Annotated in this window: 7 protein-coding genes and 1 pseudogene; 2 read left to right on the top strand and 6 right to left on the bottom strand. The window is 65.1% G+C overall.

The features are described 5' to 3' along the window. The 3 genes and pseudogenes from K2Y03_RS10800 to K2Y03_RS10790 form a co-directional block, all read right to left on the bottom strand. Nucleotides 1-137 (bottom strand): annotated as a pseudogene (locus K2Y03_RS10800) (low specificity L-threonine aldolase); the annotation flags it as partial. A gap of 68 nt (nt 138-205) precedes the next feature. Then, nucleotides 206-1,264: a hypothetical protein gene (locus K2Y03_RS10795; RefSeq protein ID WP_294090674.1), complete on the bottom strand. Its 1,059-nt coding sequence runs from the start codon at nt 1,262-1,264 to the stop codon at nt 206-208. A gap of 130 nt (nt 1,265-1,394) precedes the next feature. Beyond that, nucleotides 1,395-3,482 (bottom strand): transglycosylase domain-containing protein, encoded by a 2,088-nt coding sequence (locus tag K2Y03_RS10790; protein ID WP_294090672.1) that lies wholly within the window; start codon nt 3,480-3,482, stop codon nt 1,395-1,397. A gap of 142 nt (nt 3,483-3,624) precedes the next feature. On the opposite strand from K2Y03_RS10790, the gene K2Y03_RS10785 reads away from it, so the two are divergent. Continuing rightward, the gene (locus K2Y03_RS10785; RefSeq protein ID WP_294090670.1) at nt 3,625-4,629 is read left to right on the top strand and encodes a LacI family DNA-binding transcriptional regulator; all 1,005 of its coding nucleotides are present in this window, start codon (nt 3,625-3,627) and stop codon (nt 4,627-4,629) included. 420 nt (nt 4,630-5,049) lie between these two features. Here the strand turns inward: K2Y03_RS10785 and K2Y03_RS10780 are convergent, their stop codons facing one another. Then, nucleotides 5,050-6,066, bottom strand: a complete 1,017-nt coding sequence (locus K2Y03_RS10780; protein ID WP_294090668.1) for a putative sulfate exporter family transporter — start codon at nt 6,064-6,066, stop codon at nt 5,050-5,052. 145 nt (nt 6,067-6,211) lie between these two features. Between K2Y03_RS10780 and K2Y03_RS10775 the strand changes: the two genes are divergently transcribed. Further along, nucleotides 6,212-7,441 carry an MFS transporter gene (locus K2Y03_RS10775; RefSeq protein WP_294090666.1) on the top strand — a complete coding sequence of 410 codons (1,230 nt, stop codon included), beginning with the start codon at nt 6,212-6,214 and terminating at the stop codon, nt 7,439-7,441. A gap of 68 nt (nt 7,442-7,509) precedes the next feature. Here K2Y03_RS10775 and K2Y03_RS10770 read toward each other — a convergent pair whose 3' ends face one another. Both K2Y03_RS10770 and K2Y03_RS10765 read right to left on the bottom strand, forming a co-directional pair. Continuing rightward, nucleotides 7,510-9,840, bottom strand: a complete 2,331-nt coding sequence (locus K2Y03_RS10770; RefSeq protein WP_294090665.1) for a TonB-dependent receptor — start codon at nt 9,838-9,840, stop codon at nt 7,510-7,512. Between the two features lie 52 nt (nt 9,841-9,892). Then, the gene (locus K2Y03_RS10765) at nt 9,893-11,023 is read right to left on the bottom strand and encodes a Gfo/Idh/MocA family oxidoreductase (RefSeq protein WP_294090663.1); all 1,131 of its coding nucleotides are present in this window, start codon (nt 11,021-11,023) and stop codon (nt 9,893-9,895) included. Between the last annotated feature and the right edge of the window lie 32 nt (nt 11,024-11,055).

Below are 11,055 nucleotides of genomic sequence, written 5' to 3'. Positions count from 1 at the left end.
AACAGCGCGCTGGCGGCGGCATCCAGCTGCCGGCTCCACTGGTCGCCATCATAAGCGGTGTCGAGCGTGTTCGCCTCACCCAGCGCGGCGAGAACCTCGGGGCAGGCGGGGGCGGCATTGTCTGAAAAGAAGCGCATGAGCGCGCTCTTGGCCGGGGCCGGCGGGGAGGTCAACCGGGGGGGTGGGTGGGCGGCTTATACCAGTATCAGCGCAAGCTAAGATGCAACCAGTAGTTATTGAAACGATTGCGGCAGGAACCCGGCTCGATCATGGCATTATTCTCATTTACACCGGCCAGCTTCATCATGGCTTCTTTCATTACAAGTTGGTCTGGTCCGGATACATTGAGGGCCGTGCTGAACACTCTGTTGCTGCAGGCCGTTGAGCCGGGAGAAAGAAGCTGGATGTTCTGGTCGAGATAGCCAAACCCAAGAATAACGATCGTGTCAGCCCATTCGACGGCGTCCTTTACAGAGCTGCCAATGTCACTTTGAACACTTTCGGTGAAGGTACGAATCCGCGAAGCCATGCCCGAAAGCTGGTTCACATTGAATTCACCAAAAGCTACACTTTCATCCTTACTCTGCCATGGCAGAGGTCCAAGAGTGCCATATGGATGTATGAAGCTGACACCAGACAGAACGTCTGATGCTTCTTCGCCGCTAACCCCAAAGTAACTTTGTAAAGCAATCCATATATATTGCTCAAAGCATCGGTCATAATTGAATATAACAAAACGTAGATTATCAAAAACTTTGCTTATATTTTGTCGATGTACTTCAGACATTGCTAGCTTAGCAAATAATGGGTACCAGCTCTCTAATAATTTTTCGTTGTATATTTGAATTGATGGCTTATAATTGGGATTTGCTCTTTCTAGAGCGGTTGCCCTGTGAAAAAGGTAAGATCGTTCTTCGGCGTGTATGATGCTTATGGCAATGGCGAGTTTGCCAAGTTTCTCAACTTCGGAGTCGCCGTGGTGACTGTGTAAAAAGTTATCGATTGAAAGAGCTAAAGGCAATCCTTTCCTTATTCGATCGGCCGCCTCCTTAACGTCCTTCATGCGTTCACCAAATTCAAAAGAATTGGGATAGCCCATCTGGTGCATATAGGCAATCATCGTCTTGTCAATAAAGCCATAGACGTTGTCATCTGTGGGCTTCAATAGGCGGACAATATCTCTTTTCAGTTGGTCGCCGGAGGGAAGTCCGAGCTCGCAACTTGCTCCTGCACCAACGATGATGGCGGTCTTCTGTCGAAACATGCCAAAGGAATAAAACAAACGACCGAGCTTGTCCTGCTCTTTCGTGTTCCTAGCGATGTTTTGATCAAATGGTCATGGTCCGGCCGCGCGTAGGGATCGGGCGAGTCGTTTGACCCAATTCCCCCACCCCCTATCCCGGCGGCGGTGCCTCCCGCCTCGGCTCCGGCGGGGGCGCCTTTGGTGGCGGGGTGCGTTCGGCATCCGGGGTTACGGAAATCGAGCCGTCGCGGCCGATTTTCAGGTTCATGCCCAGCCCGTTCAGCTCGCCTTCGACCGGCAGCGTCACATTGCCGATCTCGTCCAGCCCGGGGAGGATGAGTTCGGGGTCGGGCTCGGGCACGTCGGCCTGGGCGGCGCTGCGCACGCCCAGCGCCTGGCCCATGAAATCGCGCCAGATGCGCGCCGGCACCCCGCCGCCCGACAGGCCGGGATTGGGCGTGTTGTCATCATTGCCCACCCACACGCCCACCACCAGATCGCGCGCAAAGCCGATGAACAGCGCGTCGCGCGCATCCTGGCTGGTGCCGGTCTTGCCGAACGCCTCGATCTCCAGCGCGGCCTGGTGGCCGGTGCCGGCGTTGATCGCCGCGCCCAGCAGATCGCGCATGTCGGCCGTCACCCGCTCGCCCAGGCTGTTGGAGCGGTTGCCCAGAATGTCGAGCCAGCTGGCCTCGCGCTGATCCTCGATGCCGTGCGGCCGCACCGGATAGGCGCCGGCGGCAACCGCGGCATAGGCGGCCGTCAGCTCCAGCAGCGAGGTGTTGGCGCTGCCCAGCGCGATCGTCGCTTCCTCGGGCAGGGGGGTGGAAATGCCGAGATCCCGCGCGGTGCGGATGACGGCGCGCACGCCCAGCTTCGCGGTCAGCCGGGCGGCGGCGACATTGCTTGATCGGGCAAAGGCCTCGCGCAGGGGGATTTCGCCCCGGTAGCGCCCGTCATTGTTGCGCGGCGTCCAGCTGCCGAGCGTGACGGGGCTGTCGTCCACCATCGTGTCGGGCGTCATCCCGCTGCGCAACGCGGCGAGATAGACGAACAGCTTGAAGGCGGAGCCGGGTTGGCGCCGCGCCTGCGTTGCGCGGTTGAAGGGGCTGGCGGCGTAGCTCTTGCCGCCCACCATCGCCACCACCCGGCCATCGGGGCGCATCGCGACGATCGCCACCTGCGCCTTTTTCAGGCCCGCCCGGCGCACCGCGCGTTCGGCCGCGCGCTGGAGCCGGGCATCGAGCGTCGTCATCACCCGCGTCTCGGTGGTGATCGCACCCGCCTGGTCGCGCGCGGCGGGCAGTACCCAGTCAGCGAAATAAGAGCCGTCGGGCAGCTGCGCCTCGCGCGCGGGTTTCAGGCGCGCCGGGCGGGCCGCCTCGGCCTCCGCCCGGCTCAGCACGCCGGTCTCGGCCATCGCGGCGATGACCAGCTTCTGCCGCGCGCGCGCGCCGGCCAGATTGCCGGTCGGCGCCAGCCGCGACGGCGCCTTCACCAGCCCGGCCAGCATCGCCGCCTGCGCCGGGGTCAGCCGCTCGGGCGTGGTGCTGAAATAATGTTTCGCCGCCGCCGACAGGCCATAGACATTGTCGCCGAAATAAACATTCGACAGATAGCGTGACAAAATCTCGTCCTTCGACAGCCACGCCTCCAGCCAGAAGGCGATCAGCAGCTCGCGCAGCTTGCGCCCGGCGGTGCGGTCTGAATCGAGAAAGGCGTTCTTCGCCAGCTGCTGGGTGATGGTGCTGCCGCCCTCGCGGAAGCGGCCGGCGACGACATTGTGCGCCATCGCCCGCGCAATCCCCCAGGGGTCGACACCCCAGTGCCGGCGGAAGCGGCGGTCCTCGATGGCGATGAAGGCGCCGGTCACATGCGCGGGCAGGGTGGCGGCGTCCACCGCCTTGCCGATGGTCGCGCCGCGCCGGGCGATGGCGGTGCCGTCGCTCGCCAGCAGGGTGATGCTGGGCGGGGTGAGCGGTTCCAGCGATTTGGAGAGCGGCGCGGTGACCGCGAGCCAGCCGACCACGAGGAAGAACAGCAGCAGCAGCGCGCCCGCAATCCGCGATGCCCAGCGCAGCCGGTGGCGCGGGGGCGGCGGGGCAGGGGGCTCGCCGCCCTCGGCCAGGTCGTCCGCATCCTCGGTGAAATCGGGCGCGTCGTCATGCGCGTCGTCCGCCGGCGCCTGCCAGGCCGGTTCATCGGGGTCGTCCCGGCGGGGGAACAGGCTGAAGCGCATGGCCCGACAGTCTATCGGCGATGGGGTGGGGTGGGCAACTGATTTATTTCACTAACACAGTTGGCCCATGCGCCGGGGCTGGACGCCCCCGGCAAAATTGTGCAATCAATTGACACAACATAAAAATAATGGGGCCAACCGCTTGCGCGCCACGATCAAGGATGTCTCCCGCGAGGCCGGGGTTTCGATCAAGACCGTGTCGCGGGTGCTCAATAACGAGCGCTATGTGGGCGCGGCGACCCGCGAGAAAGTGCTGGCGGTCGTCGAGCGGTTGAACTTCCGCCCCAGCATGGCGGCGCGCACGCTGGCGGGCAGCCGCTCCTATCAGGTGGCGCTGATCTGCGACAATCCGTCGCCTTATTACGTTTATGAAATGCAGGTGGGCATCCGCGAGCGGTGCGAGCGCGACGGGGTGCGCATGCTCGCGCAACCCTATGACCGCGAGTCCCCGCAGCTGGAGCGCGACATCGGCGCGCTGATCGACACCATGCCGCTCGACGGCCTGATCCTGACGCCGCCGGTCACCGATTATCCGGCGGTGCTGGCCCGGCTGGCCGAACGGGGCATGCGCTTCGTGCGCGTCTCGCCCAGCACCGAGCCGATGCTGAGCCCGTCGGTGCATATCGACAATCACGCGGCCGCCGCCGAAATGGCGCGCCACCTGATCGGGCTTGGCCATCGCCGCATCGGCTTCATCGCCGGCCATCCCAGCTATGCGGCGAGCGGCCAGCGGCTGGCCGGCTTTGCCGCCGCGCTGGCCGAGGCGGGGATCGCGGTGGACGCCGCGCTGCTGCGCACCGGCACCTATGATTTCCAGTCGGGCGCGGCGGAGGCTGACGCGCTGCTGTCGCTCGCCGAGCCGCCGACCGCGATCTTCGCGTCGAGCGACGACATGGCCGCCGGCGCGCTCGCCACCGCGCACCGCCGAGGCCTGCGCGTGCCCGATGACGTGTCGATCGCGGGCTTTGACGATACCGCGCTGGCCAGCGTCGTCTGGCCCGCGCTCACCACCATCCGCCAGCCGGTGCGCGAAATGGCGTCGAACGCGGCCGACCTGCTGCTGAGCGGCGATCCGGCGAGCAGCGAACGGCGCACCATCGCCCATATGCTCGTCGTGCGCCAGTCGACGGCGGCGCCCCGGGGGTGAGTTTTTAGGGGGCGGTGCTGCGGCGGCCGTAACCTCCGTTCGTGTCGAGCGCAGTCGAGACACGCGGCCCTGGCGCAGCGCTCGCCATCGCGTCCCTCGACTGCGCTCGGGACGAACGGGGTTGAGTGAGCGGGGACGCGGCCGGGTGGCGCCCAACCAAGCCCCTCCCCTTCAGGGGAGGGGTTGGGGTGGGGCCTCTCCCAAAAAAAGCGCCGTGCCCGGCATCAAGGCCCCACCTCCCGACCTCCTCCCCTGAAGGGGAGGAGGGGGCCGCCCCGTCTGGACACCATCCCAAAATTTCCCGTCACCCCGGGCTTGACCCGGGGTCCCGCTTCTTCCGCCACTGCAACGGCAGCGTCACCCCGGATCGGGTCCGGGGTGACGACCCATGCGGTCGCCGGTCGCGCGGGGCTGTTCGCCCTAACCGATCACCACGATCGCCGCCGCCATCGCCAGCAGCAGCGCGGCGAGCGTTGCGGTGGCGATGACGTATAGCGGCTTTGGCCCGCCTTCCATCAGCTGGCGCATGGGCGATCGGATGGCGGTGGCGGTGACGGCCATGGCCAGCATCGCGGTGGCCAGCGTCTCCGCGCTTTTGGTCACCAGCGGCGGAATGGTGATCAGCGAGTTGACCCCGGCCAGCGCGAAAAAGCCGATCACGAACCACGGCACGCCGCCCGTCGCCTTGGCCGGCCCGTCCTGCTTGAAGAAGAAGGCGACCACCGCCAGCACCGGCGCCAGCAGCGCGACGCGGGTGAGCTTCACGATCGCGGCATTTTCACCGGCGGCGGTCGAATAGGCATAGCCCGCGCCCAGCGTCTGCGCCACGTCGTGGATCGACGCGCCCAGCATATAGCCCGCCTTCACATCGCTCAGCATCAGCAGATGCGCGATGCTGGGATAGAGCAGCAGCGCCATCGCGCTCATCGCCGAAATGCCGACCAGCACCAGCGTCAATTGCCCCTGATTGATCCGCCGTTCGCCCAGCGTCGCCGCCAGCGCGAGCGCGGCCGAGGCGCCGCAGATCGCCACCGCGCCGCCGGCCAGCACGCCAAAGGCATCGCTATAGCCCAGCCGCCGCGCGGCGAGCACGCCCGCGCCGATGGTGAGCGCCACCGTTACCACGATGCACAGCAGCGCCACCGGGCCAAGCGCGGCGATCTGGGTGAATGTCACCCGCACCCCGATCAGCACGATGCCCCAGCGCAGCAATTCGCGCGAGGCGAGCGCGAGGCCCGCGCCCAGCCGCGCATCCGCCGACAGGAAATTGAGCGCCAGGCCGATCAGCAGCGCCATCAGCGTGAGCGGCGCATGATAATGGTCCGCAATGAAGCCGGCCGACAGCGTGCCCGCCGCCGCCACCGCCAGCCCTGGCAGATAGCCGCGCCATGTCGCCTTGGGCGCGGGTTCGATGTCGCCATAAAGATCTGCGGCCATCGGCAAGGGCCGGGTTGTGGCGGGTGTCGGCGGATTTGCTTGCATCAATGCCCCATAGCGCCTGAAAGTCGCTTCCGCCAAAAGCTCTAGCCGAGCCCCGGCGATTATGACAACGTTATCGGAAAATATCGGATCGGGGAGCGGGATGAACGGCAACGGCGCGCGCTGGGTGATTGTGGCGATGGTGTTCTTCGCCATCACGCTGAATTATGTCGACCGGCAGATATTGGCGCTCCTGAAACCCACGCTGGAGGCGGAGTTTCACTGGTCCGACCAGGATTATGCCAATATGGGCACCGCGTTCCAGGTGGCGACCGCCTTTGCCTTTCTGGGCACGGGCTGGTTCATCGACCGGGTCGGGCTGCGCCTCGGTTTCGCGTTGGGGGTGGCGGTGTGGAGCCTTGCCGGCATGGCGCATGCCTTTGCCAGCGGCGTGACCGGCTTCATCGCCTCGCGCGTGGTGCTGGGCGTCGCGGAATCGGTGGGCACGCCGGCGGCGGTCAAATCGGCGGCGACCTATTTCGACCATCGCGACCGGCAGATTGCGCTCGGCATCGGCAACACCGCACCCAATTTCGGCGCGATATTGACGCCCGCGCTCATCCCGCCGCTGGCGGTTGCCTTTGGCTGGCAGGCCGCGTTCCTGCTTGCCGGCGGGCTGGGGCTGGTGTGGGTGGCGGTGTGGTTCCTCATCCGGGTGCAGCCGGTCGCGCTCGATGCGGTCGATCCGGCGCCGGTGCCGTGGCTCACCGTACTCAAAAGCCGCAACACGCTGGCGATCGCGGTGGCAAAGGTGCTGTCGGACCAGGTGTGGTTCTTCATGCTGCTGTGGCTGCCCGATCTGTTCCACCGGATGTTCGGCATGAAACAGGGGTCGCTCGGCTGGCCGCTGGTGCTCGTTTACGCAATGGCGGCGGCGGGTGCGCTGACCGGGGGCTGGCTGCCCTCGCGGCTGATGGCGGCGGGGTGGAGCGTCAACCGCGCGCGCAAGACGGTGATGCTGGGCTATGCGCTGCTGGTGCTGCCGGTGGTGCTGGTGCAGTCGGTCGGCAGCCCGTGGCTGGCCGCGCTGATCCTGGGCCTGGGGCTGTTCGCGCATCAGGGCTTTTCGACCAATATTTTTGGGGTGACTACAGACGTAGTTCGTGCCCGCGCGGTCGGTTCGACGATCGGAATAGCGGCTTTTTGCGGCAATTTATGCTCGATCGGGATGATCCAGTTTCAGGCCTATGCGCTGAAGATGGGCTGGGGTTATGCGCCGGCGCTGGCGGTGTGCGCGGGCTCTTACCTGCTCGCGCTGCTGATGATCCATCTGCTCATCCCGCGCATCGTGGCGGTCGAGCCCGGCGCGCGCGGTGTGGCGATAGCGCATTGATATAAAAGAAAAACCCGGCGGGGTGGAGGCCCCGGCCGGGTTTTCTTAGTATCCACGGAATAGTCTATTTAGAAATTCACGCGACCCGTGATCCCGAAATAGCGATCCGCCTCGCGCGGAATGATGTAGCGGAAGCTGCCGCCTGGCCCGCCGCTGGTGATGGCGGCGGCAAAGCTTTCATCCAGCAGGTTTTTCACCAGGAAGCTCAGCCGGAACCGGTCCTTCGGATCGACCAGCGCGACCGACGCATCGACCAGCGCATAGGGCCGGATGGTGGTCGCCGCGCGCACCGCCGCACTGGCGTCGAACTGCGACAGCTGGCTCGACTGATACGAACCCTGCATGTTGAACTCGACATCAACAAAACCGCGGGTCCGCCAGCGATAATTGCCACCCAGCGTCGCCTTAACTTCCGGCGCATAGGCCAGCTGCGTCCCGTTCGGCACCACCGCGATGACGTTGCCACCGGTCGGCAGGCGGAACGCATCCACCCGCGCGGCGGTATAGGCAAAGCCGCCGTTGAAGCTCAGATCCGCCGTCGGGCGATAGATCATGTCGAGCTCCACGCCCCGGGTCGACACCGTGCCCGCATTGGTGAAGCGGGTAACCACCACGCCTGCCACCAGGTCCGGATTGTTCGCCTGGAAGTTGAAATACTGCGCGTAGAAGGCGGCCACGTTGACGATCAGCTTGCCGCCGAACAGCGAGTTCTTCAGGCCCAGCTCGAAGCTGTTCGCGGTTTCCGGCTCGATCACATTGGTGCCGGTCGCGGTCAGGTTGAAGAAGGTGTTGAACGCCGGCCCCTTATACCCGCGCGAATAGGTGAAATAGGCGGTCGATTCCGGCACGATCTCATATTGGATGCCGATCTTGCCCGAAATGTCGTTGTTCGACGTGTTGCCGAAGAACGGCCCGAAGCTGGGCTGGATGCCCGGCCCCGCAAGCGGCGTGTTGCGGACGTGCGAGACGCTCAGCTCGTCTCGCGTGAAGCGCAGGCCGCCGATCAGGCGCAGCTGCTTGGTGATGTTCAGCGTCGCCTGGCCGAAGAACGCATAGTTCTTGAAGGTCGAACCGAAGATCGCGGTGCCGGTCGGCGTCGTCACCACCGTGCCCGGGGCGCCGCACGGCGTCAGCACGGTCGGCGCCGGCGTCAGCGTGCACTGGGTCACATCGCGCTGGAACACGCGCCGCGAATAGGCGTGCGAGTAGAACACGCCGACCACATAGTCGATCAGCCGGCCGGTGGGCGAGGCGAGGCGGATTTCCTGGGTGAAGGTGTCGCCGGTCTGCGGCCCGCGATCATGCAGCTGCGGCGTGCCCACATAGGCGCGGTTCACCCAGTCGCCGTCGCGGATTTCCTCGTTCGCATAGTTGCGATAGGCGGTGATCGAGGTCAGCGTGTGGCTCCCCAGCGCAATGTCGGCCTGCAGCGAGAAGCCCCAGGATTCCTCATTGGTGCGGGTCACCAGATTCTGGTTCACCGTCCGCGTCAGGTCGCCCAGCTGCGCGGGCAGTGCGCCGCCCGTCACCAGTTGCACTGCCAGCGCGTTGGTCGCCGCCGGCGCGGTGCCGATCAGTTCGGCGCAGCAATTGTCGCGGCTCTTGCGATAGTCGCCGATCAGGGTCAGCGTCACGTCGTTGGTGGGCTTCGCCACCACCATCCCGCGGATGCCCCAGTGGTTATAGCCGTTGACGCGCTGGTTGACGGCCTGGTTGAAGATGTTGCCGTCATAGGTGCCGTAAAAGGCGGTCCAGCGGCTGGTCACCTTGTCGCTGATCGGCACGTCGATCGCGCCGCGCACCCGATATTCATTGCCGTTGCCGCCGAAATAGGAGGCTTCGGCAAACCCGGCCAGCGTGTCGCCCGGCCGCTTGGTGACGATGTTGATCGCGCCGGCCGAGGTGTTCTTGCCGAACAGCGTGCCCTGTGGGCCGCGCAGCACTTCCAGCCGGTCGATATCGATCAGGTCGCTGAACGCTTCGCCCGAACGCTGATAGACCACACCATCGACGACCGTGGCGATCGACGGTTCGCCCGCGATCGAGAAGGTGGACGTGCCGACGCCGCGCAGGAACAGCGACTGGTTGAGCGTGGTGCCCGACTTGCGGAAGTTGAGGCTGGGGACGAGATATTGCGCATTCTCGATATTGACGACACCAGCACGATCAAGCGCGGCGCCGGACACGACCGAAACCGCGATCGGCACGTCCTGAAGGCGTTCGTTACGCTTTTGCGCGGTCACGACGATGTCGCCGGGAATTTCGTCCTCGGTTGCCTCGGGCGCCTTGGGCGCGTCCTGAGCGGGCTGCGCCGCCGGTGCCGCTTTGCGCGCCAGCGCCGGGCTGGCCACCAGCAGCACGGCCCCCGCCACGCCTGCCAACAACATCTGCTTCTTCATCTAACCCTCCTAAAGTCCCTGTCTCGCTTATCGAACATCCCGGGCGCCTGCCCTAGGTCAGTTGTGCCATCGGTGATGATAGTTTTGCTTTGGGCGCAATGCCCAGTTCCGCCATCGAAACCACGCGGCGTTCGCGCGCGGAAAGCTCTGCCGCCGCGCCGATCGCCACCGCCATCAGTCCGTCGGTCGCGGTTACTTCGACCGGACCTTCGCCGCGCACCGCGGCAATGAACTTCTGGTGCTCGTAAAAGGTCGATCCGTGATGGCTGCCGGCTTTCAGCGCCGCTTCGTCCACCTCGATCACCCGGCGCGACACCTGCTTGGGGGCGCCAAAGCCGGTGCGCGGCGAATGGACCAGCGCGCCTTCGGGGATCAGCACGTCGAGCCGCGCCTTGTCGCCGACGGCGGTGATCTCCTCCTGGTTCGCAGCCCCTTCGGCGAACATCGACAGGTCGAGCATGGCGCGCACGCCGTTTTCGAAATCGACCACGGTATAGCTGTTGTCGATGATGTCCGGGCGCTCGCCATCATAACGCTCGTCAAGATGGTTCACGTCCATGCCGCCCGAGCAATAGACGCGCACTGCCTCCGACTGCGTGATCAGCCGCATCAGGTCGAAAAAGTGGCAGCATTTTTCCACCATCGTGCCGCCGGTGTTGCGCGAAAAGCGGTTCCAGTTGCCCACCTTCACCAGGAAGGGGAAGCGGTGCTCGCGGATCGACAGCATGCGGAGCGTGCCGATCTCGCCGCCATGCACCGCGTTGATGAAGGCGGCCGCCGGCGGCATGTAGCGATATTCCATCGCCGTCCAGAACACGGCATCGCTCTCGCCCGCGCGGTCGGCGATCCACTGCGCATCCTCGACCGTGGTTGCGAGCGGCTTTTCGCACAGGATGTGAAGCCCCGCGTCGAACAGGGGGAGCAGCGTGTCCCGGTGGGTGAAATTGGGGCTGGCGACGATGACGGCGTCGCACCGGCCGGAGGCGGCGAGCGCGGCGGCGCTATCGAAAGCCTCGACCCCATCCGCCCGTGCGCCAAGCGCACTGCGCGCCCAGCCAAGCGATGTCGCTTCGGGGTCGGCAATCGCGGTCACGACGGCGCCCGGCGTGATCGCCAGATTGTTCAGATGTTCGACACCCATCATTCCGGTGCCGATCAGGCCATATCTGACTTGCTCTCCCAACGCTTACGCCTCTATGTAGTCGTTATGACAAC

The sequence above is a fragment of the Sphingomonas sp. genome (genome assembly GCF_019746015.1).
Taxonomy (GTDB): domain Bacteria; phylum Pseudomonadota; class Alphaproteobacteria; order Sphingomonadales; family Sphingomonadaceae; genus Sphingomonas.
Note: the sequence above shows the minus strand (reverse complement) of the source record. Positions and strands in the feature narration are given on the sequence as shown.